This is a genomic window from Saccharopolyspora antiqui (assembly GCF_052246905.1).
In the GTDB taxonomy this organism is placed as follows: domain Bacteria; phylum Actinomycetota; class Actinomycetes; order Mycobacteriales; family Pseudonocardiaceae; genus Saccharopolyspora.
In genome coordinates, this window is the sequence record NZ_JBQQBO010000002.1 from 1 (window position 1) to 24661 (window position 24661).

The 24661-nt window shown below is 68.2% G+C and carries 25 protein-coding genes and 3 tRNA genes; 14 read left to right on the plus strand and 14 right to left on the minus strand.

All coding sequences use genetic code 11. The annotated features are described in order from the left end of the window. Positions 1-126: 126 nt before the first annotated feature. The gene (locus ACTWQN_RS04385; protein WP_443202026.1) at positions 127-699 is read right to left on the minus strand and encodes a Rossmann-fold NAD(P)-binding domain-containing protein; all 573 of its coding nucleotides are present in this window, start codon (positions 697-699) and stop codon (positions 127-129) included. Positions 700-894: 195 nt separating this feature from the next. Continuing rightward, complete coding sequence (locus tag ACTWQN_RS04390) at positions 895-1149, minus strand: HC3 family zinc finger protein (protein WP_443202027.1); 255 nt, start codon at positions 1147-1149, stop codon at positions 895-897. Between the two features lie 177 nt (positions 1150-1326). On the opposite strand from ACTWQN_RS04390, the gene ACTWQN_RS04395 reads away from it, so the two are divergent. After that, positions 1327-2169, plus strand: coding sequence for a helix-turn-helix domain-containing protein (locus tag ACTWQN_RS04395; protein WP_443202028.1), 843 nt, complete (start codon positions 1327-1329; stop codon positions 2167-2169). After that, the gene (locus tag ACTWQN_RS04400; RefSeq protein WP_443202029.1) at positions 2166-2360 is read left to right on the plus strand and encodes a DUF397 domain-containing protein; all 195 of its coding nucleotides are present in this window, start codon (positions 2166-2168) and stop codon (positions 2358-2360) included. The genes ACTWQN_RS04395 and ACTWQN_RS04400 overlap by 4 nt, the downstream gene beginning before the upstream one ends. 106 nt (positions 2361-2466) lie before the next feature. On the opposite strand, the gene ACTWQN_RS04405 is transcribed toward ACTWQN_RS04400, so the two are convergent. Then, entirely contained in the window at positions 2467-3087 is a 621-nt protein-coding gene (locus ACTWQN_RS04405; protein WP_443202030.1) for a YigZ family protein, read from the minus strand. A 153-nt stretch (positions 3088-3240) separates the two neighbouring features. On the opposite strand from ACTWQN_RS04405, the gene ACTWQN_RS04410 reads away from it, so the two are divergent. Beyond that, entirely contained in the window at positions 3241-3438 is a 198-nt protein-coding gene (locus ACTWQN_RS04410; protein ID WP_242188568.1) for a hypothetical protein, read from the plus strand. A gap of 139 nt (positions 3439-3577) precedes the next feature. Here ACTWQN_RS04410 and ACTWQN_RS04415 read toward each other — a convergent pair whose 3' ends face one another. After that, complete coding sequence (locus ACTWQN_RS04415) at positions 3578-4699, minus strand: 5-methyltetrahydropteroyltriglutamate--homocysteine S-methyltransferase (RefSeq protein ID WP_443202031.1); 1122 nt, start codon at positions 4697-4699, stop codon at positions 3578-3580. Positions 4700-4867: 168 nt separating this feature from the next. Between ACTWQN_RS04415 and ACTWQN_RS04420 the strand changes: the two genes are divergently transcribed. After that, positions 4868-6019, plus strand: a complete 1152-nt coding sequence (locus tag ACTWQN_RS04420; RefSeq protein WP_443202032.1) for an FAD-dependent monooxygenase — start codon at positions 4868-4870, stop codon at positions 6017-6019. A 113-nt stretch (positions 6020-6132) separates the two neighbouring features. Here the strand turns inward: ACTWQN_RS04420 and ACTWQN_RS04425 are convergent, their stop codons facing one another. Next, complete coding sequence (locus ACTWQN_RS04425) at positions 6133-6963, minus strand: aldo/keto reductase (protein ID WP_443202033.1); 831 nt, start codon at positions 6961-6963, stop codon at positions 6133-6135. A 123-nt stretch (positions 6964-7086) separates the two neighbouring features. Next, positions 7087-8295 carry an MFS transporter gene (locus tag ACTWQN_RS04430; RefSeq protein WP_443202034.1) on the minus strand — a complete coding sequence of 403 codons (1209 nt, stop codon included), beginning with the start codon at positions 8293-8295 and terminating at the stop codon, positions 7087-7089. Between the two features lie 404 nt (positions 8296-8699). Between ACTWQN_RS04430 and ACTWQN_RS04435 the strand changes: the two genes are divergently transcribed. Continuing rightward, on the plus strand, positions 8700-10100 hold the full coding sequence (locus ACTWQN_RS04435) for an arylsulfotransferase family protein (protein WP_443202035.1): 1401 nt from the start codon (positions 8700-8702) through the stop codon (positions 10098-10100). Between the two features lie 20 nt (positions 10101-10120). On the opposite strand, the gene ACTWQN_RS04440 is transcribed toward ACTWQN_RS04435, so the two are convergent. From ACTWQN_RS04440 to ACTWQN_RS04450, 3 genes are all read right to left on the minus strand, one after another. Next, a complete protein-coding gene (locus ACTWQN_RS04440) occupies positions 10121-10576 on the minus strand; it encodes a MarR family winged helix-turn-helix transcriptional regulator (protein WP_443202036.1) in 456 nt (151 codons plus the stop codon). 61 nt (positions 10577-10637) lie between these two features. Then, positions 10638-12353 (minus strand): aa3-type cytochrome oxidase subunit I, encoded by a 1716-nt coding sequence (gene ctaD, locus ACTWQN_RS04445; protein ID WP_443202037.1) that lies wholly within the window; start codon positions 12351-12353, stop codon positions 10638-10640. Between the two features lie 208 nt (positions 12354-12561). Beyond that, positions 12562-13143, minus strand: coding sequence for an SACE_7040 family transcriptional regulator (locus tag ACTWQN_RS04450; RefSeq protein ID WP_443202038.1), 582 nt, complete (start codon positions 13141-13143; stop codon positions 12562-12564). 86 nt (positions 13144-13229) lie between these two features. On the opposite strand from ACTWQN_RS04450, the gene ACTWQN_RS04455 reads away from it, so the two are divergent. Genes ACTWQN_RS04455 through ACTWQN_RS04465 form a run of 3 tightly spaced genes read left to right on the plus strand, consistent with a single transcriptional unit; the run spans position 13230 to position 18141 of the window. After that, positions 13230-14843, plus strand: a complete 1614-nt coding sequence (locus tag ACTWQN_RS04455; protein WP_443202039.1) for a carboxyl transferase domain-containing protein — start codon at positions 13230-13232, stop codon at positions 14841-14843. A 44-nt stretch (positions 14844-14887) separates the two neighbouring features. Next, positions 14888-16939 (plus strand): acetyl/propionyl/methylcrotonyl-CoA carboxylase subunit alpha, encoded by a 2052-nt coding sequence (locus ACTWQN_RS04460; protein ID WP_443202040.1) that lies wholly within the window; start codon positions 14888-14890, stop codon positions 16937-16939. A 2-nt stretch (positions 16940-16941) separates the two neighbouring features. After that, positions 16942-18141 (plus strand): acyl-CoA dehydrogenase family protein, encoded by a 1200-nt coding sequence (locus ACTWQN_RS04465; RefSeq protein WP_443202041.1) that lies wholly within the window; start codon positions 16942-16944, stop codon positions 18139-18141. A 133-nt stretch (positions 18142-18274) separates the two neighbouring features. Here the strand turns inward: ACTWQN_RS04465 and ACTWQN_RS04470 are convergent, their stop codons facing one another. Both ACTWQN_RS04470 and ACTWQN_RS04475 read right to left on the minus strand, forming a co-directional pair. Further along, positions 18275-18700, minus strand: a complete 426-nt coding sequence (locus ACTWQN_RS04470; protein WP_443202042.1) for a hypothetical protein — start codon at positions 18698-18700, stop codon at positions 18275-18277. A 338-nt stretch (positions 18701-19038) separates the two neighbouring features. Continuing rightward, the gene (locus tag ACTWQN_RS04475) at positions 19039-19269 is read right to left on the minus strand and encodes a heavy-metal-associated domain-containing protein (protein ID WP_443202043.1); all 231 of its coding nucleotides are present in this window, start codon (positions 19267-19269) and stop codon (positions 19039-19041) included. Between the two features lie 244 nt (positions 19270-19513). Between ACTWQN_RS04475 and ACTWQN_RS04480 the strand changes: the two genes are divergently transcribed. The 5 genes from ACTWQN_RS04480 to ACTWQN_RS04500 all read left to right on the plus strand — a co-directional run bounded on the left by ACTWQN_RS04480 (position 19514) and on the right by ACTWQN_RS04500 (position 21106). Next, positions 19514-19753, plus strand: coding sequence for a hypothetical protein (locus ACTWQN_RS04480; RefSeq protein ID WP_443202044.1), 240 nt, complete (start codon positions 19514-19516; stop codon positions 19751-19753). Positions 19754-19934: 181 nt separating this feature from the next. Beyond that, positions 19935-20528 (plus strand): ScbR family autoregulator-binding transcription factor, encoded by a 594-nt coding sequence (locus tag ACTWQN_RS04485; RefSeq protein WP_443202045.1) that lies wholly within the window; start codon positions 19935-19937, stop codon positions 20526-20528. A gap of 303 nt (positions 20529-20831) precedes the next feature. Continuing rightward, positions 20832-20904: transfer RNA gene (locus ACTWQN_RS04490), tRNA-Glu, on the plus strand. Positions 20905-20925: 21 nt separating this feature from the next. Next, positions 20926-21002: transfer RNA gene (locus ACTWQN_RS04495), tRNA-Asp, on the plus strand. A 30-nt stretch (positions 21003-21032) separates the two neighbouring features. Next, positions 21033-21106 (plus strand) — tRNA-Phe (locus ACTWQN_RS04500). A 385-nt stretch (positions 21107-21491) separates the two neighbouring features. On the opposite strand, the gene ACTWQN_RS04505 is transcribed toward ACTWQN_RS04500, so the two are convergent. The 3 genes from ACTWQN_RS04505 to ACTWQN_RS04515 form a co-directional block, all read right to left on the minus strand. Continuing rightward, complete coding sequence (locus ACTWQN_RS04505) at positions 21492-22511, minus strand: AI-2E family transporter (protein WP_443202046.1); 1020 nt, start codon at positions 22509-22511, stop codon at positions 21492-21494. Between the two features lie 134 nt (positions 22512-22645). Beyond that, positions 22646-23266 carry a GAP family protein gene (locus tag ACTWQN_RS04510; RefSeq protein WP_443202487.1) on the minus strand — a complete coding sequence of 207 codons (621 nt, stop codon included), beginning with the start codon at positions 23264-23266 and terminating at the stop codon, positions 22646-22648. A 93-nt stretch (positions 23267-23359) separates the two neighbouring features. Next, positions 23360-23839: a DUF7144 family membrane protein gene (locus tag ACTWQN_RS04515; protein WP_443202047.1), complete on the minus strand. Its 480-nt coding sequence runs from the start codon at positions 23837-23839 to the stop codon at positions 23360-23362. Between the two features lie 363 nt (positions 23840-24202). On the opposite strand from ACTWQN_RS04515, the gene ACTWQN_RS04520 reads away from it, so the two are divergent. Beyond that, positions 24203-24490 (plus strand): hypothetical protein, encoded by a 288-nt coding sequence (locus ACTWQN_RS04520; protein WP_443202048.1) that lies wholly within the window; start codon positions 24203-24205, stop codon positions 24488-24490. Positions 24491-24661 lie beyond the last annotated feature (171 nt).

Sequence of the window (24661 nt, forward strand, 5' to 3'; positions counted from 1 at the left end):
GGGAGCCGCGGTGGGGGGGGGGCCCGTGGGGTGGAGTTGGAGATTTCGCGCGAAATCGCCAACCGCTCCCCATGGGAAGCGACGCTTTCGCGCGAAATCGCCGAACAGCCGCTCCGCGGAATCCGCCTAGTGCAGCTCGGTACGGACGAAGTCGCGGAACATCCGGGGCGGACGCCCGGTGAGGTCCTGGACGGTCGAGGTGGTGCGATCCTCGGCACCCGCCCGGATGTTCTCGTCCGCTGCCGCCAATGCGGCGGCGAAATCGGCGGGTAGCACTGTGGACAGCCGCTCGGCAAGCTCCGCCACGGTGACGTCGCGGTGCCGGACCGGTCGCCCGGTGACCTCCTCGACGATGACCGCCGCTTCGCCGTAGCTCAGCGCTTCCGGGCCGGTCAGCACGTGTTCGCCGGTCGCGCCGTCCGAGGTGAGCAGGTGCGCGGCGACGGCGGCGATGTCGGCCGCGTCGATCCAGCCGAGCCGCCCCGACCCGGTGGCGGTAACGATCTCGCCGCGTTCCCGGATGCCCTCGGCCACCGGATGCTGGCCGGTGAAGTTCTGCATGAACCAGGAAGGTCGCAGCACGGCGGAGTCCGGCATCGCCGCGACGCGGTCGCGGAGTTCGGCCAGGCCCGGTGCGTTCGGCACCACCACCGACGATCCGAGCAGCACGACACCGCCGAACCCGACACCGCTGCCCACTGCGCCCTCGAAGAACTCCGAACCAGGTCGTGTGGGCGAAAACCGGGTGGTGCAGTTTCGCACTCACGACCGTTGGGGGCCCGGCAGGGGCGGAGTTCGGGAGGGGGCGTTCCGCCCCTGCCGGGAGACCTCGCCGCGCCGTGCCGGGGGATTGACGGGCGGCGAGGTCGGCTTCGGGGATTCGGCGCTGGGAGCTCAGAAATCCCAGACCGTGGATGGGGAGTCGCGACGTCGATATTCCGTGACGCAGTCAGGACACTGGGTCGTGATGCTGGCGCTGCGCGGGGTCGCGGGATACGGCGTGGGCTGCGGGATCTTCACGTCGTTCCCGCACAGCGCGGCGACTTCCGTGCCAGCGGGCCACTTGCCGGGCTTGTCGGTGATGCCGTGCCGAACCTTCCCACCGGGCGGGACGACCCAGTACACGACCCCTTCCCGCCGAGCAGCCAACGAAGCAGCATCAAACTCCACCCACCAAGCCCTTGTGCTCATGAGCACCCCCGCCAGACGGTCTGCGTGCTGATTTGCGTCTTTCAGATGTCAAGTAATTTTGCTCGCCACATGCAAATTTGCAAGATCTCGTTCGTGTGATCGTCTGAAGTGGTCACTTCGCTTTAGGCTGATCGCATGGCGAACTCCCCACGAGCGCGAGCTCTGGCTGCGGAACTCCGCGCCGCTCGCAAGTCGCGGCGGCTGTCCCAAGGACAGATCGCCGATCAGATCGGATGGAGCATCGCCAAGGTCAGCCGAGTCGAGACTGCGAAGACTGGCATTACCGAAGCCGATGTCTCAGCCCTCCTCGCCGTGCTCGGGGTGCGCGGCAAGGATCGAGATCACCTGCTCAAAATGGCTCGGGAGCTGGATCAACCCGCATGGTGGGAACTGCACAGCGGACTGCCAGCGCAGATGCGCGCGCTGATCGATGCCGAGCAGCGGGCAAAGCGGATTACCTACGTGTCAACGAGCTATCTACCCGGCTTGCTGCAAACCCGCAGCTACTCGCGCGCGATCTTTGAAGTGGGCGAGCAAACCGAGCGAGAGATAGAAGAAGCCGTGGCGGTGCGGCAAAGTCGTCAAGGCGTACTGGACAAGCCGAATCCTGCAGAGTTGCTTTCATTCCTTGACGAAACCGTGCTCATGCGGCCGGTCGGGGGTCCGGCTGTCGCCGCCGATCAGCTGCGGTACGTGCTGAAAGCGGTTGAACAGGCCAATATCGTTGTACGTGTGCTCCCGTTGAGCCTCGGTGCGCACATGGGGTTGGACGGTGTGTTCTCGATCATCGAGTTCGTCCGAGGCACCCCGAATGTCTACGTGGAGGCGCCGAACGCCGGTCTCATGGTTTCAGTTCCGGCAGATGTAGATCCGTTCCGTCGTGCGGTGGATAGGCTGGCTCAAGTTGCTTTGGGCGAGGTCGAATCCGCACAGGTGATCGCTGAGCACGCGGAACGGATGGAAGGCGAAGCGGGATGACACCGCAGTTCACTCACTGGCGTAAGAGCAGCCGGAGCGGGAACCAGAGTGCATGCGTCGAGGTCGGCTCGGGCCGGGGTCTGATCGGCGTTCGGGACACGAAGGATCGCGACGGCGGCACGTTGGCGCTGTCGCGCGCGGCGTGGGTGCGGTTCGTCGGCGCCGTGAAGTCGGATCGCTTCGGCTCCTGAGCACCCGGATGGGTGGTGAGTGAAGGGCACCTTTGACCGAGTAAGCCGGTCAAAGGTGCCCTTCACCTCGAAAAATTCACCCCTGTCGGTCAAGCGGGGCGCGGGATCAGGTGTCGATCTCGGCGTGCGTGCGGTCGCCGACCTCGGCCGCCGCGACACCGCCGGTGGCTTCCGCCAGCCAGGCCCGGAAGTCGTCCACCCCGGATTCCGGGACGTTGACGCGCAACCGGACCAGGTCCTGGTAAGAGGTATCGACCACCTGGTAACCGGCCGAGCGCAGGTCGTTCTCCAGCTTCCCGGCCAACAGGTAGTCCACTGTGGTCGTCATGGTCCGGACCGGGCGCCGCTCGACCAGCCCGACCTGCTCCAAGGCCGCCGACACCGCGCCGCCATAGGCGCGCACCAAGCCGCCCGCGCCGAGCAGCACCCCGCCGAAATACCTGGTCACCACGGCCACGGTGTTGGTGATCTCGTTGCGACGCAGCACCTCCAGCATCGGCACGCCCGCGGTGCCCGCCGGCTCGCCGTCGTCGCTGGACTTCTGGATCTCGCCGGAATCGCCGAGGACGAACGCCGAGCAGTGGTGCCTCGCGTCGTGGTGCAGCCTGCGGCGTTGCTGGATGAACTCCCGTGCCTCCGCCTCGCTGGTGACGCGAGCGAGCGCGCAGCGGAAGCGGGACTTCTTCACCTCCAGCTCGTGCTCGCCCGGCTGCTTGATCGTGCGCATCGGTTCCCCTCGACAGGTGACGCCGATCACGTTCACGCGGCGTCGCTGTCCGCGATCCTCCCATTTCGGCGGTGGCGCAGGTCGGTGCAACGATCCGAGCACGGCGGGGCGGCGATTTCCGTTGTGGCGCGTGGCCACGTAACGTCCCCCCTCATGGAGCAATCATCGAGCCCGTTTGAACCAGGCGTGCGGGTCCGCGCCACGTTCGGCCGGTTCCGTGATCAGGTCGGCACGGTGGTGGAGGCTGCCACCGGACTCCCTGAAGTCTTCGACGGTCCCGTTCTGTGGGTGCGGTTCGACGGAGCCGAGGAACCCGGCCTGGTGGCCGGGCGGTTCCTGGAAGCTGCCTGAGCCGTTCGGGCTCAGTGCGCGGTTCCGGTCGGGGACAGCGCACCGACGGTGCACGGCTGAGAAGGCGTGGTCGTGAGTGAAATCCTGGTTCTCACCAGCAAGACCACTCACGACCACGCGACCACCAAGACCCGGGGCGTCAGCCCCACACCTCGGCGGCGGTCTCCACGACCAGCCGTAACTTCGCCACTTCCTGTTCGAAGGTCAGCGCGTTGCCGTCCTTGGTGGAGGCGAATCCGCACTGCGGCGACAGGCAGAGCTGGTCGAGGTCGACGTACTTGCTGGCTTCCTCGATCCGGCGCTTGAGGTCGTCCTTCGACTCCAGCTCACCGCGCTTGGTGGTGACCAGGCCGAGCACCACGACCTTGCCCTTCGGCACGAACCGCAGCGGGGCGAAGGTGCCGGAGCGCTCGTCGTCGAACTCCAGGAAGAAGCCGTTCACGTCGAGCTCGTTGAACAGCGCCTCGGCGACGAAGTCGTAGCCGCCCTCGGCGACCCACGAGGAGCGGAAGTTGCCCCGGCACATGTGGGTGGTGACCGACATCGTGTCCGGTCGTCCCCGCAGCGAGTCGTTGATCAGCTCGATGGTCTGCAGGTGGGCGTTCTCGGCGTCGTCGCCGCGCGCGGTCAGTTGCGCGCGCTGCTTCGGGTCGTTGAGGTAGGCCAGGCTCGTGTCGTCCAGCTGCAGGTAGTGGCAGCCGAGATCGGCCAGCGCGCGGACCTCGGCGCGGTACGCCGCGGCCAGGTCGGCGCGGAACTCGGCCAGGTCGGGGTAGACGGTCTCGTCGATGGCGGCCCGGCCGCCTCGGTAGTGCAGCATGCCCGGCGACGGGATGGTCAGCTTCGGCGTCGCGGTCTTGACGCGTTCGGAGAGGGCGGTGAACGCGTCGGCGAAGATCGTCTTGCTCAGCCCGATCCGGCCGTGCACCCGGAGGTCCGGGGTGACGAACTCGATGTCGCCGTCGGTGTTGTGGAACTGAACTTTGAGGTTGGCGTCCTCGACCTTGTCGACCCCGTCGAGCTGGTAGAGGAAGTCCATGTGCCAGGAACTGCGGCGGAATTCGCCGTCGGTGGCACTGCTGAGGCCGACTTCTTCCTGCATGGCCACGACTTCGGAGATGGCCTCGTCCTCTATCTTGCGCAGCTCGACGTCGTCGATGCGGCCCGTGGCGTGTTCATCACGGGCGTCGAGCAGACGTTGCGGGCGCAGCAGACTGCCGACGTGGTCGGCGCGAAACGGTGGTGCAACACGTGGGGTCATGCTCGCAACATAGTTTGCGAATGTGAGCATGCCTAGTCTTGATTTCAACTATCGGTGCGGCCATTCGTCGGCTCGTTCACCGCGTGTGACCAAGGACAATTCGGTACATCCGGTCGAGCAGATAAAATTGCCGGGGAAAACTGGCGTCGGGGATGACGGATGGAGACGATGCGGGTTCTCGTGATCGGGGCCGGAGTCGGGGGACTCGCCATCGCCAACGGATTGCTGGACAAGGGCCATGACGTGCGGGTTTTCGAGCACGCCGACGCCCTGCGCACCTCCGGCGCCGGGATCACGGTGTGGAGCAACGGCACCGCCGCGCTGCGTGAGTTGGGGATCGACATCGAGCAGATCGGCCGACCGCTGCACAGCCTCCGGTCGATGACCGAGACCGGACGACTGCTCTGGGAAGCCGATCTCGACGAGGTCACCGAGCGCCTGGGTTCACCGACCGTGCAGATCCCCCGCCGCACGCTGATCGCGCAGATGGCCGCCGCGCTGCCGCCGGGTGTGCTGCAATTCGGCCGCTGCTGCACCGGGGTGACCGAACACCCGGACCACGTGGTCGTCGAGTTCGCCGACGGCACCTCGGCCACCGGAGACGTGCTGATCGGCGCCGACGGGCAGCGGTCGGTGGTGCGCCGCGAGGTGCTCGGCGGCGCCCCCGCGAAACCCACCGGCTGGGCGAGCTGGCAGGGGTTGACCACCAGTGATCTCCCGATCGCGCAGGGTCATCAGACGCTCAACATCGCCGGTCGCTACGCGCACTGCGGGCTGATCCCGACCGGTGACGGCCTGCTGCACTGGTGGTTCGACATGCCGTGGAAGGACGGCGATCCGGTGCAGTCGGTCGCCGAGCTGCGGCGCGTCTTCCGGGGTTGGCCGGATCCGGTCGAGCACCTGTTGGCCTCGGTCACCGACGACGATCTCGGGTTCTTCCCGCACATCCGGCACAAGGTGCCGGTGGTGTGGGGCGGTCCGCGCAGCACGCTGCTTGGCGATGCGGTGCACGCGATGCCGCCCGCGGTGGCGCAGGCCGCCAACCAGACGTTGGAGGACGCCTGGCTGCTCACCCAATATCTGTCCGATGTGGACGGAAGTCCGGAGGTGCTGCTGCGGGCCTACGAGCAGGAACGACGGCCGCGCGCCCTGAAGGTCTCGCGCACCGCGGCGCTGACCTCGGCGCAGCGCAGCACACCGTTGCAGCGCCTGGCGATGTTCCCGAAGTGGCTGGCGACCCGCAGCCAGGTGGCGACCCTGCGCTCCGGCAGCAACGTCCTCCGTGGCTTCGCCCGACCCCCTCGCGTCCAGGTCGCGTGACCCGCTCGTTGTTCCGGTGAGAACCGGGGATTTCCACCCACGAGCACGACGAGGCCCGCCCGCAAGCCCCCTGGGGTGTGGCGGGGGCAGCGGGCGGGCCTATGCGGCTGGGCTCAGGCGCCGAAGACGTCCGGGTCGGGACCGATGCGCTGGCCGGTCTCCAGCGCGGTGATCGCCGCCACATCGTCTTCGGCCAGCTCGAAGTCGAAGACCTCGATGTTCTCCTTGATCCGCGACGGCGTCGCCGACTTCGGGATCGTCACGTTGCCGAGTTGGATGTGCCAGCGCAGCACGATCTGCGCCGCCGTCTTGCCGTACTTCTCGGCCAGCGCGGACAGCGCGGCGTCGTTCAACAGCCCCTTGTTGCGGCCCAACGGGCTCCACGCCTCGGTCGCGATGCCGTGCTCGGCGTGGAAGGCGCGCAGCTGCGGCTGGGGCAGGTTCGGGTGCAGTTCGATCTGGTTGACCGCGGGCACCACGTCGGTCTCCTCGAACAACCGGCGAAGGTGCGGGATCTGGAAGTTGGACACCCCGATGGCCTTGGCGCGGCCGTCGGCGTGCAACTCCTGGAATGCCCGCCAGGTCTCCACGTAGCGGTCCTTGGCCGGGATCGGCCAGTGGATCAGGTACAGGTCGACGTAGTCCAGCCCGAGCTTGCCGAGGCTCTCGTCGAACGCCTTCAGCGTGCTGTCGTAGCCCTGGTTGTCGTTCCCGAGCTTGGTGGTGATGAACAGTTCCGCACGCTTGATGCCGGACTCGGCGATGGCCTTGCCCACGCCCTCCTCGTTGCCGTAGACCGCGGCGGTGTCGATGCTGCGGTACCCGGCCCGCAGCGCCGCGCTCACCGGCTCGACGACTTCTTCGTTGGGGACCAGGAAGACGCCGTAACCCAGCTGCGGCATCGGTGCGCCGGTGTTCAGCGTGATGTTCGGAACCAGTGTCATGTGGGTGTTTTCCTCCGCCGATGTCGGATCTGGATGCCCGCGGGCGCCGTGCCGCGGGCCGATCGCGGCGGGCTGGCCCGCCGCTTGCGCTACCGCCACCGTATTCGGTGCGGCCCACCTCGGCTAGCTGATGTCGGCCGCCTCGGTGGGCTGTGTCGCGCGGTGCGAGACGACGATCTCGTCGCGCTGCGGTCGCCGGTCCAGCCAGCCGGAGACCAGCGCGAAGCCCAGGCCGACCAGCGCAAGCAGCGCGCCGACCCAGCTCGGCGCGGTCAGCCCGAACCCGGCCGCGAGCACCACGCCGCCGAGGTAGGCGCCCAGCGAGTTGGCGATGTTGAAGGTCGACTGGATGCTCGCCGAACCCAGCGCCGGGGCTTCCTTGGCCTGGTCGAGGATCCGCGCCTGGATGCTCGGGATGGCGGCGAACCCGGTGGCCCCGATCAGGAACACCGTGATCGGCGCCAGCACCATGCTGTGCGAGGTCGCCACGAACAGCAGCAGGCTGCCCGCCAGGGCGGCGAGGAAGATGTACAGGGTCTTCATCGGGGCCCGGTCGGCCAGCCGCCCACCGACCGCGGTGCCAACGGTCATCCCGACGCCGAACAGCGCCAGCAGCGCGGTGACCGCGGTCGGGGTGTAGCCGGTGACGTCGGTCAGCACCGGTTTGATGTAGCTGTAGAAGGAGAAGGTCGCGGCGAAGCCGAACACCACGATGGCGAAGGCCAGCCACACCTGCGGGCGGCGGAAGGCGCGCAGCTCGCCGCGCACGCTGACGTCGGCGGGCTTGGGCTGATTGGGCACCAGCGCCGCGACCGCGGCGAGCGCGATCACGCCGATCACCGCGACCAGGCCGAAGGCCCAGCGCCAGCCGAGCGCCTGGCCGAGCATGGTGCCGACCGGCACGCCGACGATGTTGGCGATGGTCAACCCGATGAACATCATCGAGATGGCCTGCGCCCGCTTGTCGGCAGCGACCAGGCTCGCGGCGACCACCGCGCCGATGCCGAAGAACACGCCGTGCGGCAGTCCGGCGACGAACCGGGCGGTGAGCAGCAGTTCGTGGGTGGGGGCGAACGCCGAGCACAGGTTGCCGACGGTGAACAGCACCAGCATGCCCAGCAGCATCGCCTTGCGCCGAGTCCGCATCCCCAACATGGTCAACAGCGGTGCGCCGATCACCACGCCCAGGGCGTAAAGCGAGATGTAGCCGCCCGCGTCCGGGATGGACACCTGCAGGTCGGTGGCGACATCGGGCAGCAGGCCCATCATCACGAACTCGGTCGTTCCAATCCCGAATGCGGCGATGGCCAGGGCCAACAGGGCAATGGGCAAGGAAGTCTCCCCTGAAACGAACGATTGGTCTGTTTCGGTTCTCGCGTCCTCGCAGACTGGGCGCGCAGCGGTGCCCGTCGCATTTCAGTGTTCGAGGAAGCGATTGCAGGAAGGCGGCTGTCAGTGGCGCTCCCCAGACGCCTTCAACAGTAGCTCGCGCGGCACTGTTCCTGAAACGATTATGAAGCGCGCCACGTCGGAGAACGCCCGTTCGGCCCAGCGGGCAAGGGAAACATCAAATCCACAGTGGACATACAGGGTGCATTGCGCACATCCGCCGGGCGGTTTCGTTGGGCACTCTGGCAAACGGCAACGGTGGAAACTTTCCGCAACTGACTACCGGCGATCAGTTGATCAGTGATAGCTCTCGGACTCGACCTACCCACGGGTGGATGGAGGGTCCGATGCGACAGGTGCGCTCGAACGGCCTCGCGGTCGTGCTGGCGGTGCTGGCACTGCTGGTGGCCGCGCCACCGGGGCTGGCCGCGCCGCCGCAACCGCACCACTTCATCACCAGGCCGGACCTCAGCCCGCCGGTCGTGCGCATCGAAACTCCAGCGAACGGGACCGAACCCGGCTACATCTTCCTGGCACCGCACGGCACCGCCACCCAGAGCGGCCCGATGATCATCGACGACACCGGCCAGCCGGTCTGGTTCCAGCCGGTCAGTGACGGCGCCGGACTGTTCACAATGGACTTCAAAGCCCAGACCTACCAGGGGAAACCGGTGCTCACCTGGTGGCAAGGCGCCCCGCAACCGGGTTACGGGCAGGGCGAGTACGTCATCTACGACCAGTCCTACCGCCAGGTGGCGAAGGTCGCGGCGGGCAACGGCCTGCGCGCCGACCTGCACGAGATGGTCATCACGCCGCGGGACACCGCGCTGCTCATCGCCTACCGCACGGTGCAGCTGGACCGGCCGGTCGTGGAAGGCGTGGTCCAGGAGATCGACATCGCCACCGGCGCGGTGCTTTTCGAGTGGCACAGCCTCGACCACATCGAGCTGGCGGAATCCACGGTGGCGCCGCCCGAGGATCCCGCCGCGCCCTACGACTACATCCACCTCAACGCGGTCACCGAAGACGCGGCGGGCAACCTGCTGATCTCGGCCCGGCACACCGACGCGCTGTACCAGCTGGACCGCGCGACCGGCGCGGTGCAGTGGCGGCTGGGCGGCAACCGCGGCGATTTCGCGGTCGCCCCCGAAGCGGTGTTCGCTCGCCAGCACGATGCGCGCTGGCTGCCCGACGGGACGATGAGCCTGTTCGACAACGCGGCCAGCGAGCCCGGCCCGGCGTCGCGGGCGCTGGTGCTCAGCGTCGACCAGCAGGCCCGCACCGTCGCACTGGTGCGGGCGGCCAGCCACCCCGGCGGCACCACCAGCGTCAGCCAGGGCAGCCACCGGGTGTTGCCGGGCGGCCACAGCTTCGTCGGCTGGGGAGCGCAGCCGCAGTTCACCGAGTTCGACCAGCGCGGAGCGGTGCTGCTGCACGGCTCGTTCGGTGACGGCATGCCGTCCTACCGGGCGTTCCGGCTGCCCTGGACCGGTGCGCCCACCGACCTGCCGGTGGCGGCGCTGAACGCGGGGACGGTGTACGCGAGCTGGAACGGCGCGACCGAGGTTCGCGGCTGGCGCATCCTGGCGGGCGCGGCGCCGGACCAGCTCCGCCCGATCACCGACGTCCCGAGATCCGGCTTCGAAACCGCCGTCCAACTACCGGCTGCCGAAGCCTTCGCGGCCGTTGAAGCACTCGACGCCGGTGGTCGGGTTCTCGCCCGCTCCGAACCCGTCCCGGCAGGCTGACCAGCGCCGACGGTCGATCGTCAGCGGGTGGGGTGGATACCCGGCGGGAGTTCGTGGCTGGCGGCGAGGCGGCGCAGCAGGCCCAGCAGTTGGGCGCGCTCGTCGGAGCCCAGGGCCTGGCAGAAGTCCGCTTCGTGTTCGACGACCATCGAATGGATCTTGCCCAGCAGTTCGCTGCCCTCGTCGGTGAGGTTCAGTTCGTAGACCCGGCGGTCCCGGCCGCTGCGGGTGCGGGTGACCAGGCCGCGCCCCTCCAAGCCGTCGACGAACGAGACGATCTTGCTGGGCAGCATCCCGAGGCGACCCGCCAGCGCCTGCTGGCTCAGTCCGGGCTGCGCGGCGATCATGCGCAGCATCCCCACCTGCGGCGGCGTCAGGTCGAGCGCACCGACGCGGGCACCGAACCGCATCGCCGCGTGCTTGCCCAGCTGGGTGAGCAGGAACGCGACGCCGGTCTCGGGGGTCTCCGCTGCCACGGGCGCACCATACCAACCGCGAATCGTTGCTGCCCTGAATGATTCACGCCCACGCCGTCGATCACGACTCGCTGTACGGCCGGGTGTTGCGGCGCAGGCTCGCGTGCGCCTCGATGTCCAGCCGCTCGACCATGTGCGGGTAGTGCAGCTCGAACGCCGGACGGCTCGACCGGATGCGCGGCAGCGCGGTGAAGTTGTGCCGCGGCGGCGGGCAGGACGTGGCCCACTCCAGCGAGTTCCCGTGCCCCCACGGATCGTCCACGGTGACCAGGGTGCCGAAGCGGTAACTGGTGAAGACGTTGTACAGGAACGGCAGCATCGAAGCGCCCAGGATGAACGCGCCGATGGTGGACACGATGTTCAGCGCGGTGAAGCCGTCCGAGGCCAGGTAGTCGGCGTAGCGGCGCGGCATCCCTTCGCCGCCAACCCAGTGCTGCACCAGGAACGTCAGGTGGAAGCCGACGAAGGTCAGCCAGAAGTGCAGCCTGCCCAGCCGGTCGTCCATCATCCGGCCGGTCATCTTCGGGAACCAGAAGTACACCCCGGCGAACACCGCGAACACGATGGTGCCGAACAGCACGTAGTGGAAGTGCGCCACCACGAAGTAGGTGTCGGTGACGTGGAAGTCCAGCGGCGGCGCCGCGAGCAGGATGCCGGTCAACCCGCCCAGCAGGAACGTCACCAGGAACCCCACCGAGAACAGCATCGGCGCCTCGAACGTCAGCTGACCGCGCCACATGGTGCCGATCCAGTTGAAGAACTTGATCCCGGTCGGTATCGCGATCAGGAACGTGGCGAAGGAGAAGAACGGCAGCAGCACCGCACCGGTGGCGAACATGTGGTGCGCCCACACCAGGACGCTGAGCCCGCCGATCATCAGCGTGGCGAACACCAGCCCGGTGTAGCCGAACAGCGGTTTGCGGCTGAACACCGGGAAGATCTCGGTGACGATGCCGAAGAACGGCAGCGCCACGATGTAGACCTCCGGGTGGCCGAAGAACCAGAACAGGTGCTGGTAGAGGATCAGCCCGCCGTTGGCCGGGTCGAACGCGTGCCCGCCCAGGTGCCGGTCGATCAGCAGCCCGAACAGCGCGGCGGTCAGGATCGGGAACGCCACCAGGATCAGCAGGCTGGTGACCAGGATGTTCCAGCAGAAGATCGGCATCCGCCACATCGTCATGCCCGGGCAGCGCAGGCAGACCAGGGTGGTGATCATGTTGACCGCGCCCAGGATCGTGCCCAGCCCGCTGACGATCAGCCCGGCCGCCCACAGGTCGCCGCCGGGACCCTGGCTGAAGAGCGTGCGGGACAGCGGCGCGTAGGCGGTCCAGCCGAAGTCGGCCGCGCCACTGGGCAGCAGGAATCCGCTGAGCACGATCAGCCCGCCGAAGAGGAACAGCCAGAAGGACAGCGCGTTCAGCCGGGGGAACGCCACGTCCGGAGCGCCGATCTGCAGCGGCAGCACCACGTTGGCGAAGCCGAACACGATCGGCGTGGCGAACAGCAGGAGCATGATCGTGCCGTGCATGGTGAACAGCTGGTTGTACTGCTCCTGGGAGAGGAACTGCAGGCCCGGCAGCGCCAGCTCGCCGCGGATCAGCAGCGCCATCGCGCCGCCGGTGATGAAGAACCCGAACGAGGCGATCAGGTAGAGGATGCCGATGTCCTTGGGATCCGTGGTGTGCAGCCACGGCATCAGGCGCTTCCCCTTGGGCGGCTGCCTCGTGGTGCGGGCCCGAGTCGGAACCTGCGTCGGCTCAACCTTGACGGTGGCCATCGCCACCTCCTGCGGTCGCGGGAGCATCCTTGCTGGCCGTAGCTCCGTCCAGTCTTGACCCGGCACCCAAGACCCGCAATCGGCCGCCCGGCGAAACCGATCAGGGCGAGGTGAAGGGCACCTTTCACCCAGTAACTTGGCGAAAGGTGCCCATCACTGCTCCCCCGAACGTGGCGAAAGCGGGGCTTCGCATTGTGGAAGGGTGCTGTCAGGTGGGGATGGTGGCCTGGTCGATCGCGCCCAGGGTCATCTGGTGCAGCAGCCGCGACATGGCATCGGCGTCCAGGTGGGCGCTGTAGGGCGTCGAGTTGATCAGGCCGAACACCGCGTGCGCGGTGGCGCGGGCGGTCGGGCGGGCCAGCTCCGGCCGGATCCGGCACAGCACGTCCACCCACACCTCCACGTAACTGCGCTGCAGCTCGCGGACCTTGTGCCGGTCCGCTTCGGTGAGGCTGTCCAGATCGCGCATCTGCACGGTGATCAACGCCGGATTGGCCAGCGCGAACTCGACGTGCCAGCGCACCAGCCGGTCCAGCGCGTCATGCGGGTCCGAGGCGGCGCCGACCCGGTCCTGGCCGCCACGCAGCAGCCGGTCGCTGATCCCGGTGAGCAACTCCGCGAGCATCGCGTCCTTGCTGCGGAAATGCCGGTAGAGCGCGGGTCCGGAGATGCCCACCGCGGCGCCGATGTCGTCGATGCCGACGCCGTGGAAGCCGAAGCGCGCGAACTTCTCCGCCGCGGCGGCCAGGATCTGCTCGCGGCGGGACGGCTTCGCTGCTCCGGTGGACATCGACGTCGATACTAGACGAAATACGTTAGTCATCGTTAACATCGGTCACGTTAACGGTGACTAACTCCGGTGGAAGGTGTGCCCCCATGGATGCGCCCGCCCTGCGCACGGCCGTGGACCCGGACTCGGCGGAGTTCGCCCGCAACACCGAGCAGCACGCGAAACTCGTCGACGACCTGAACGCCCAGCTCAGCCGCGCCCGGCTGGGCGGGCCGGAGAAGGCCCGCATCCGGCACGTCGAACGCGGCAAGCTGCTGCCCCGCGACCGGGTGGACGCGCTGCTCGACCGGGGCTCGCCGTTCCTGGAGCTCTCCCCGCTCGCCGCGCACGGCATGTACGACGACGAAGCGCCGTCGGCGGGCATCATCACCGGCATCGGCCGGGTGGCCGGGCGGGAATGCGTGGTGGTGGCCAACGACGCCACGGTCAAGGGCGGCACCTACTACCCGATCACCGTGAAGAAGCACCTGCGCGCCCAGGAAGTCGCGCTGCACAACAACCTGCCGTGCCTGTACCTGGTCGACTCCGGCGGCGCGTTCCTGCCCAGGCAGGACGAGGTGTTCCCGGACCGCGAGCACTTCGGGCGGATCTTCTACAACCAGGCCACGATGTCCGCCCGCGGCATCCCGCAGATCGCCGCCGTGCTCGGCTCGTGCACCGCGGGTGGCGCCTACGTCCCGGCGATGAGCGACGAGGCGGTGATCGTCCGCGACCAGGGCACCATCTTCCTGGGCGGTCCGCCGCTGGTGAAGGCCGCGACCGGGGCCGAGGTGAGCGCCGAGGAACTCGGCGGCGGCGAGCTGCACGCCCGCACCTCCGGCGTCACCGACCACCTGGCCGTCGACGACGCGGACGCGCTGCGGATCGTCCGCTCCATCGTCAGCACGCTCGGCCCCCGCGCGCCCCGGCCGTGGGAGGTCGCGCCGGTCGAGCCCCCGGCCGTCGACCCCGACCAGCTCTACGGCGCGGTGCCGACCGACAGCCGCACCCCGTACGACGTGCGCGAAGTGATCGCGCGGATCGTCGACGGCAGCCGGTTCGCCGAGTTCAAGCACGACTACGGCACGACCCTGGTGACCGGGTTCGCCCGGATCCACGGGCATCCGGTCGGGATCATCGCCAACAACGGGATCCTGTTCAGCGAGTCGGCGCTCAAGGGCGCGCACTTCATCGAGCTGTGCGACAAGCGGTCCATCCCGCTGGTGTTCCTGCAGAACATCTCCGGCTTCATGGTCGGCAAGGAGTACGAGGCGGGCGGCATCGCCAAGCACGGCGCGAAGATGGTCACCGCGGTGGCCTGCGCCCGAGTCCCCAAGTTCACCGTCGTCATCGGCGGCTCGTTCGGGGCGGGCAACTATTCGATGTGCGGCCGGGCGTACTCGCCGCGGTTGCTGTGGATGTGGCCGAACGCGCGGATCTCGGTGATGGGCGGCGAGCAGGCGGCCTCGGTGCTGGCGACGGTGCGCCGCGACCAGTTCGACGCCCGCGGCGAGCACTGGTCGGTCGAGGACGAAGAGGCGTTCAAGCAGCCGATCCGCGACCAGTACGAGCACCAGGGCCACCCGTACTACGCCACCGCTCGGCTGTGGGACGACGGGGTCATCGACCCGAGGCAGACCCGCACCGTCCTCGGCCTGGCCATCTCGGCAGCGGCGAACGCGCCCTTGGAACCGGTCTCCTACGGCGTCTTCCGGATGTGATGCGGATGTTGGTCAGGGTCGACAACCGCCTGCGAGGTGAAGGGATGACGATGCGGCACTTCGACACGGTCCTGGTGGCGAACCGGGGCGAGATCGCGGTGCGCGTGATCCGCACGCTGCGGCGGCTGGGCATCCGCTCCGTCGCGGTGTTCAGCGACGCCGATCGGGGTGCGCGGCACGTCGTCGAGGCCGATACGTCCGTCCACATCGGACCGAGCTCGGCGGCCGAGAGCTACCTCGACGGCAAGCGCATCCTGGACGCCGCGCGCACCACCGGTGCCCAGGCGATCCACCCCGGCTACGGATTCCTCGCCGAGAACGCGGGCTTCGCCGAGGCGTGCGCGCAGGCGGGCATCGTGTTCATCGGTCCGCCCGCCACCGCGATCGAGTCGATGGGCGACAAGATCCGCGCCAAGCAGACCGTGTCCGCGGCCGGGGTCCCGGTGGTGCCCGGCCGCGGCGAGCCGGACATGACCGACGGCGACCTCCGCGAGGCCGCCGTCGAGATCGGTTTCCCGGTCCTGCTGAAGCCCTCCGCGGGTGGTGGCGGCAAGGGCATGCGGCTGATCCACGACGAGTCCACTCTGGACGATCAGATCGCGTCGGCCCGCCGCGAAGCGCGGGCGGCCTTCGGCGACGACGCGCTGTTCGTCGAGCGGTTCGTCACCAACCCCCGGCACGTCGAGGTCCAGGTGCTGGCGGATTCGCACGGCAACGTCGTGCACCTCGGTGAACGCGAGTGCAGCCTGCAACGGCGGCACCAGAAGATCATCGAAGAGGCACCATCGCCGCTGCTCGACGCCACTACCAGGGCCGATATCGGGGCCGCCGCGGTCGAGGCGGCCCGCTCGGTCGGCTACACCGGAGCGGGCACGGTCGAGTTCATCGTCTCCGCGGACCGCCCGGGCGAGTTCTTCTTCATGGAGATGAACACCCGGCTGCAGGTCGAGCACCCGGTCACCGAGCTGGTCACCGCGGTCGCCGGGCAGCGCGGCGTCGACCTCGTCGAACAGCAGGTGCGAGTCGCCGCGGGCGAGCCGCTGCGGTGGGCGCAGCAGGACCTGGCGATCGACGGCCACGCCGTGGAGGCCCGCGTCTACGCCGAGGACCCGACCCGCAACTTCCTGCCGACCGGCGGCGATGTGCTGGCCGTGCACGAGCCCACCGGCCCCGGTGTGCGGGTGGACTCCGGGGTGCGCGCGGGCGGGCGCGTGGGATCGGACTACGACCCGATGCTGGCCAAGGTCATCGCCTGGGCCCCGACCCGAGCCGATGCGCTGCGCCGCCTGGACGCCGCGCTCGCCGACACCGCGGTGTTGGGCCTGCACACCAACGTCGCATTCCTGCGCGCGCTGCTGCGCCACGACGACGTGCTGGCGGGGCGCCTGGACACCGGGCTCGTCGAACGCGAGCTGGACTCGCTCATCGCCGAGAGCGGCGCGACCCCGGAAGACGTCTACGTCGCCGCGGCGCTGCAACGGCTGCTCGCCGCCGAGCCGACCGGCTCGGTCGTCGACCCGTGGGACGTGCCCGACGGCTGGCGGCTGGGCGAACCAGCCTGGAGCACCTGGCGCTTCGCGGGGACCGGCGGTGAGGTGCGCGTGAGCCTGCGCGGGCGCGCCCACGACGCCGCGGTTTCGGTTGAAACCGCAACCGCGACTGGAGCCGCAGCTCCGGTTGCGGCCCCGGTCCACCGGGCCTCGGTCGAAGCGCGCGGTGACGCGTTGACCGTCACCCACCAGGGCCGGACCCGCCGCTACCGCTACGCGCACGTCGATGGCACCACCTGGCTCGCCGCCGACGGCCACGCCTGGGCGCTCACCGAGCACCGGCTGCTCGCCGACCGGGGCGGCAGCACCGGCCGATCGGACGGCGTGGTGACCAGCCCGATGCCCGGCACCGTGCTGGTCGCCGACGTCGCACCCGGCCAAGAAGTCCACAGTGGACAAAGGTTGTTCGTCGTCGAGGCGATGAAGATGGAGCACACCGTCACCGCGCCCATCGACGGCGTCGTCGCAGAAGTGCACGCCAGGAAGGGGCAGTCGGTCGGGCTCGACCAGCCGCTGGCTGTCCTCGCCGCCCAACAGGAGGCCTAGCGATGGTGGATCACCGGCTCAGCGAAGAGCACGAAGCCCTGCGCGAGAGCGTGCAGACCTTCGCCCGCAAAGAAGTCGCCCCGGTCATCGGCGACTACTACGAACGCGCCGAATTCCCGTACCCGCTGGTGCAGGCGATGGGCCGGATGGGCCTGTTCGGGCTACCGGTCCCGGAGGAGCACGGCGGAATGGGCGGCGACTACTTCGCGCTGTGCCTGGCCCTGGAGGAGCTCGCGCGGGTCGACTCCTCGGTCGCCATCACCCTGGAAGCCGGTGTCTCGCTGGGCGTCATGCCGCTGTTCCGGTACGGCACCGACGAGCAGCGCCGCACCTGGCTGCCCCGGCTGGCCGCCGGCGAGATCCTCGGCGCGTTCGGCCTGACCGAGCCCGGCGGCGGCTCCGACGCGGGCGCCACCCGCACCACGGCGGTGCTCGACGAGGGGGGTACCTCCCACGCGAGCGGAGCCGAGAGTGGGGGACAGTGGGTGATCAACGGTTCGAAGGCGTTCATCACCAACTCCGGGACCGACCTCACCGGTTTCGTCACGGTCACCGCCGTCACCGGCCAGAAGTCCGACGGCGGCAAGGAGATCTCCACGATCATCGTGCCCTCCGGCACACCGGGCTTCACCGTCGCGAAGAAGTACTCGAAGGTCGGCTGGAACGCCTCCGACACCCACGAGCTGGCCTTCGACGATTGCCGGGTACCCGCCGCGAACCTGCTCGGCGAGCGCGGCCGGGGCTACGCGCAGTTCCTCGCCACGCTCACCGAAGGACGGGTGGCGATCGCCTCGATCGGCGTCGGGCTGGCCCAGGGCTGCGTGGACGAGTGCCTGCGCTACGTCGAGGAACGCGAGGCCTTCGGCCGCCGGATCGGCGAATACCAGGCGATTCAGTTCAAGCTCGCCGACATGGAGCTGCGGGCGCACACCGCGCGGCTGGCCTACTACGACGCGGCGTCGCGGATGCTGCGCGGCGAGCCGTACAAGAAGCAGGCCGCGATCGCCAAGCTCGCCTCGTCGAACGCGGCGATGGACAACGCCCGCGAAGCCACGCAGATCTTCGGCGGCTACGGGTTCATGAACGAGACCCCGGTCGGCCGCTTCTACCGGGACGCCAAGATCCTGGAGATCGGCGAAGGCACCAGCGAGGTGCAACGCATGCTCATCGCCCGCGAACTGGGCTTGAGAGCGTCCCTTTGAACTAGTTTTGCGTAGCGGACTGGGCAATTTCGCCCAGGAAGACCGAGAGCTGGATGCGCGAAGTCGGCGCCGGGCTTCAGGGCCTGACGCCGACTGGCGGTCATCGGTCGGGGGTTTTGTCGGGATCTCGGGGTCAGCGTCGGAATCGGTTCTGCGGCACGGTGATCTCGTCGGTCTGCTCGACGTCGGAGACCCCGGCGTGCGCGCCGCGTTCCCGAGTCGGCCGAGACGCCTGCTGCGCGTCCTGGTCGGGCCACACCGGCGGTTGGCCGCCGCTCGGCGCCGAATCCTCCTCCGAGAGGTGCAGCAACACCCAGTCGCGGGCCAGCGCCGCTGGCGACGTGCCCTGCTTGGCCGCGAGCTCCCGGAGGCGCTCGTTGGCCATCAGCGGCAGTCGCAGCTGGTAGACCTGGGAATTTCCGAAGCGGCGTCCGGCTCCGGTGGATTCGAGGTCTTCCTCCGGGGCCAGCGCAGCCAGGTACGACTCGAACTCGGGATCCGGTTCAGCCTCCTCTGCGGGCTTTTGCTGTCGGCCGGTCTTGGTTCGTCCTAGAGCCACGCGCACACGATAACGGTTGGGTTGCGACCCGCGAGTGGCTGTGAGCTCTATCACTGCCAGTAGCGATACGGGCGTCGTCCCAGCTGGGGATCCGACAACTGTGGTTGCGCTGAGTGACCAACCGGGCGAAAAAAATCCCCTGAACAGCGGAGGACCCCCGCGCCAGGGGGAGGAACGCGGGGGCCGGAGGGGATCTCCACAGGTGCTGACCGGGGGTGTGTCAGCGCCCCGATTGTGGCATGCGGTAGCCCCCTTTGGGGAGGTTTCGCCGCACGATTCGTGCGTCCGGCAGTTTCGCGGCGGGACCGGTCGGCGGTCTCGCTCGCTGGCCGGGAGTGCTATGCGGCCGAGTTGTCGCTGGCCCAGGCGGTGATGGTGTACCCGGCCTCGGTGATGGCCGTGCTCACGGCGTCCCGGCTGAGCTCCTGGTCGCTGGTCACCGACACCTGACCGCTTTCCACCGCGACCTGCACGTCGTTGACGCCCGGAAGGTCGGAAAGCTCCTCGGTGACCGATTTTGCACAGTGGCCGCAGGTCATACCACTGACGGTGAACGTCTGACTGATCATGCGAGTTCCCTTCTGGCAGGTTTTGGTCAGGACTTGATGCGGGTATCCCACAACCACGCCAAGCGTCCAGTGTGGACGATCGCATCGGGGGGTCGAGTGGCGGGTGTGACGAGGGCAATATCCGAAGTGGATCGAGGTACCCCAGCTGATTACTCTGAGTCGACGGCAAATCACTCTCTGGGGGGCTGCGGGTGTTGACAACCTGTGGATAGCCTGCGGCGAAACCTGAGGCCGGGGAGGCGTCATGTACGGGTCGCTGGACGTACGAAAGTTCTTGTGGCAACAGGAAGACGGGAACCCGCGGCAGTCCGCTGCGGTACCCATCCCGCGCGCTGGTGAGCCATCGCGGATCTCGTCGGAGCAGGTGCACCGGGCCAGGATGGCGGTCGCCCGCAGCGCGGAGAACGCCGAGGACTGCAAACTCCTGCTGGACATGTTGGGATTGGCGCCTGACGAGGACGGTCAGCCGCCGGTAACCCGCTGACCGGGTGCGTTGCCCGCCGCGCGCTGCCCAGCGGCGGCGGAAGCTTCGCACCGAGGTGAGCCCGCTGGGCACGGTGGCCGGATTCGCGGTAACTTCCGGTGGCATAGTTGATCATCCGTTCGTGGACCGCGTCGCTCGGGCGGGCGGATCACGGAAGACTGCCACGTGCCGGAGTCGCACCATGCCCCAGCAACATCGGGCCAAACTCACCCGCCGCGCCATCCTGGCCGCCGCGGCGGAGGAGTTCGACCTGATCGGCTACGAAGCCACCACGCTGAGTGCGATCCTGCGGCGCAGCGGCATCACCAAGGGCGCCTTCTACTTCCACTTCACGGCCAAGGAAGCGGTGGCCGAGGCGCTGGTCCGGCAGTACCTGCAAAGCCTCGCCGAGATGCGGCAACGATGGCTGGGCCGAGGTCTCGACCCGCTGTCGACGGTGATCGGGCTGACCGGCGAGGCCGCCCGCAAGCTGGAGCGCGACGTCGTCCTGCGGGCCGGGCTGCTGCTGGCCTGCCGCCGGATCGGCACGGCGACCGGAGACGGCTGGGACGAAGTGCTCGACGAACTGATGCACAAGTCAGCCGCGGAAGGCCAGCTGCGCGCCGGCGTCGACCCGGCTGAGGCGTCGCGGGTGGTCTTCGCGGCCCTGGTGGGTGCGCACCGCGTCGGCGCGGAGCCGATCGGGCTGGCCGAGCGCTTCGCCGAGGTCTGGCGCGTGGTACTCAGCGGGCTCGCCCGGGACGAGTGGCAGCCGACTCCGATCGGACGATCTTGAGTCGCGGATCACATTGTCATCTTCTGCCGCACTTCGCGGCTCGTACGCGCCTCGGCTGGCCTCGTCACCGTGCCGACGAGCCTCGAACGGTGTTGGCCAAGATCTGTGAATCGGCAGGTCAACCGGTTAGCATGGGCGCTGAGCATGCGCTTAGACGGGCGATGCCCAGCGGTGTGGCACGCTTTTCGACCCCGGCTTTGGGGGCCGTGAGGGTGTGTCGTAAGCTTTCATCACTGCCAACGGGGCGCTCTGAAAAGGGAAAGCCGGTTGGAGGCAAGGCCGGGTCGGTTTCGAATCGGCCAAGCCCCCATCGTCTAGCGGCCTAGGACGCCGCCCTTTCAAGGCGGTAGCGCGGGTTCGAATCCCGTTGGGGGTACGACAACTGAAGATCGAGCATGGCCCAGTGGCGCAGTTGGTTAGCGCGCCGCCCTGTCACGGCGGAGGTCGCGGGTTCGAGTCCCGTCTGGGTCGCCAAGGCGAACGGCAGGCACGCCGGACGCTATCGGCCAGGTAGCTCAGTTGGTACGAGCGTCCGCCTGAAAAGCGGAAGGTCGGCGGTTCGACCCCGCCCCTGGCCACCGCCACCCCTGACCTGCGGAAACGCTACCGGTCGGGGGTTTCGTCGTTTAGCACGGTGCTCAGAGACACTACAAGTGGAGTATCTGAGCATGGCGCTTTCCCGATCTTGGTCCAGCCTGATCACGGACTGGACCCGTGCCAAGAACCCGGTAGTGTTCCTCACCAGAAAGGTGCTCCTGAACTCGCTGCGATACGGCCCTCAGCAAGCCATATCCTTGCAGCTCAGAGCACCTTTCCCCTTGATCGACACCCATTACGCCGAAACGTCATGAATGCGGCGGGTTAGGTTGTTGAGATTATTGGCCTTTTGTTGGCAACCGGCGCCCGGCGCAGCGGCTGAGCTGCCCTGGCGTGGGGGCTTCAGCCCCTAGCGGCTCCCTAGGTTCATGTTGGGGAGGCGGTTCCAGTTCCTTCCGCGTGCGGGTGTTCGCGCCGTTCGGCCTGTGCCTGACGGAGCAGGACTTTCAGGGCGGCGGCGATGGGCAGGGCGATGACCGCGCCGAGGACGCCTGCCAGGGCAGTGCCGAGCAGGATCGCGAGGAACGCGCCGAGGGGGCTGAGTTCGACGGCTTTGGCGAAGACCCTGGGAGCGATCAGGTAGTTCTCAACCTGCTGGTAAATGATGAAGAAGATCAGTGTGATCACGCCGAGCGTGATGCTCTGGCTGAGCGCCACGAGGATTCCGGCCAATGATGCCAGGGTCGCGCCGACCTGGGGGACGGCGTCGAGCAAGGCGACGACGAGGGCGAGCAGCGCGGGATAGGGCACGCCCGCAATGAGGAAGAACAGGTAGGACGCGACTCCGGCACACGTGCACACCAGGGCCTGTCCGGTGACGTAGCCGCCTACACGTCCCATCGCTGTCCGGATGGCCTTCGCGCGGTCGGCGCGTCCGGCGGCGCGGTGGGCTGCGGCTTGAATCCGGGGCATGGCCAGGGAGAAATACACCATCAGCGCGCCGACGGTGCAGGCGGCGAGCACGCTGCCGAAGAAGGCACCGGCGGCGGCGAAACCGGCGGCCAGGGCGCTGCCTGCCACCCGCGCGAGGGTGGTGGCGGCGGTTTTCACCTGGTCGTGCACGCTCGGGTCAGCGAGCTGGCCCTGCACCGGGGTACCGGTGCCGAACTGCGCGCCAAGCCGGGAAAGCAGTTGCGGCACCTGGACCGCGAACTCGTTGAGCTGCCGCACCGCGGGAACGACCGCGAGCAGCGCGAGCCCTCCCACAATGAGCAGAACCGCGAGGATGATCGCGGCGACGGCCAGGCCACGCCGCCACCGGTGCCGGTGCAGCCAGGCCACCAGCGGTTCCACCCCGAGCGCGATAAAGAACCCGAGGAAGATCAACAAGAGCATCTCGCGGGCGGTGTACGCCAGCGCGGCCAGCGCGCCGACCAGCAGGTACACGCCCGCGATGCGGGCGTGGTCGAACAAGGACAAGCGAGGCGCAGGCTCCCGTGGCGGGCCCGACCTCCACGTGCTCTCCGTGACCTCAGGTGTCTGATTGATGCTCATGACCGACTCTTCATTGTGGTGCGGGCTCATCCGCGGGCGATGATCGCGACGAAGACGAGGCAGACGATGATGTTGATCAGCCAGCTGTGGGAGTTCATCCAGTCGCGCATCGCGGGCATGGCTGAGACGGCGCGTTTGTGGAACAGCAGGTAGCCCAGCAGCGGCAGGGCCGCGATCAGCACGGTCGCGGCGATGAACGGAATCGCTGCGGTGATGTCGGCGTTGTGGTATTCGAGGTTCATGCCGACGGTCAGCATGATCACGATGTCCGACGGCATCGCCAGGATGACCAGCAACCCGGTCTTTGCAGCGGTGGCTGGTGAGGCCCTCGTCAGTGTTCCGAGCCACTTCGGCGGCTCGGCGGCGGCTCGTCCCCGATAGTTCTTCAACGCCAAAAGCAGCAGAATGATGATCAGTGCGACCTGAATGACGGTGCTGAGCGTTCTCGCGCCGCCGGATTCGCCGTCGACCGCAACGGCGGTGCCGAGCAACGCCGCTACGCCCCGCGTGGCGATGACGCCCGCCGTCGTGGCCACGAGGACGCCGAGGAGGAACGCCACCGAGACTCGCACTGCCCTGGAGGTGGTGACGAACAGAATCGCCGACATGATCTGCGGACCGGCCATCATCGTGATGGCCAACGGCACAACTTGAAGGTTCACGGCTCGGTTCCCCTCGGCCCGTTCCGCGAGCGTCGCAGGAACGGCGCGCCTGTGCGCTCCGCGACGCTGCTACCTCGGCTACCTCGGAATGGGCCGCGCTTCCCGCCCGTGCGCGGCCAGGGCGTAGATCACGACCACGTCGAGCACGATGACCAGTGCTGACCAGACGGGGTAGGCGGTGAAGAACGCGAGGTTGGCCAGCACGCTCAGCCCCGCGAGGAGGATCCCCACGACGCGCGCCCACGTCCGGCCCGACATCACCCCGAAACCCGCTGCGGCGACGAGGATCCCCAGCAGCAGGTAGCTCCAGCCGACGCTCCGGAAATCAAATGCCACGACGGTGCCGGTCGGCGTCATGTACATGCCCGACCGCGCGAGCGCGGCGATACCAAAGACGATCTGAGTGACGCCGATTGCGATCATCATGATCCCGGCGAAAATCACCAAGCCCAGCCACCGGGTGCGCAACTGCCCGTGTGGCACCTCGTGGGAAGTCATGACGCCCTCTCTTGTTGTCGAGGGCGCGAGAATCTCCGCCGGGCGCGGGTCGTGCACCACGCCGTGTCCTGTCTGCGCCCTCAGCTCAGCCTCGTGACACCCCAAACCCGCCCATAGAGGCTTTAGTCCGATGCCATGAAGTTGGGAGCGTCAGATCAACTGTGTAGGGCCGTGGCCTACTTGTTGATGTCCACTCGCCTTCGGGTTCCTCACCGGCAAGCACCGCAAGGACCAGCCCATCGAACTGTCAACCGGCCGTGCCTCACTCCGACCGGCACAATTCGATCCCGCGATCGCTGACCGACATCGCCTTGCGGCGCCGCCCGCTCGCCGAACGCGTCGCAGCCTGAATGAGCTGATCTTGATCTACGTGCCGATGCGCCCCTGGCGCGGCCCGCACCTGACTTCGTGGGGATCGGACGCGTGGTGGATCAGGACGCTGACGGCTGGTGGAAGACCTGGCGCGTGTTGCCGGAACCGTTGCCGGTAAGGGTCTATCTCCCCTGGGTGTTTACCAGCCGTGATGTTCCGCTCCGGGTGCGGGTTGCAGGGCTGACCAGCCGCACCGTGCCCGGCGAGGTGCTCGGCTGGCAACAGACCTTAACCGGCGAGTGGTGGGCACTGACCCGTTTCGAGGTGAGCAACCGATCCGGCCGCGCTCATCTAACACTGACTCAGCTCGTCTCTGAGGGCGCCGTGCGGAAGCGCTGAGGGTCTCATTTTGGGTCTCGTTCGTCATCGTTCAATGCCGTTCACCGGCATCTGAGGAGGGCCGCCTGACCAGCGCATACGGCGAGGATCAACTCCGTCGAACACGCGGTCGTAGACCTGCAAAGCGGAAGGTCGGCGGTTCGACCCCGCCCCTGGCCACCGCTCAAGAGC